Raw genomic sequence first — 234 nt, forward strand, 5'->3', positions numbered from 1 at the left:
TCTTTTCCTCATACCCTGAAGATCGACTTTTAACATCGGTACCTTTATAGCGCCAGTGAGCACAAACTCCCAGTTCGGCTTCCTCGTGCATTTCCCTCGTACGGATCTGCACTTCCATGACCTTTCCTTCTGGCCCAATGACAGCTGTGTGCAAAGAGCGATAGCCATTTTCTTTCGGGTTAGCAATATAGTCATCAAATTCGTAAGGAATATGCTTCCACAAGGAATGCACAA

Annotated in this window: 1 pseudogene; it reads right to left on the reverse strand. The window is 45.7% G+C overall.

Annotated features, from left to right (window positions below):
• Nucleotides 1-234 (reverse strand): annotated as a pseudogene (locus A3761_RS07295) (bifunctional (p)ppGpp synthetase/guanosine-3',5'-bis(diphosphate) 3'-pyrophosphohydrolase); the annotation flags it as partial.

It is taken from the genome of Oleiphilus sp. HI0123, assembly GCF_001635315.1.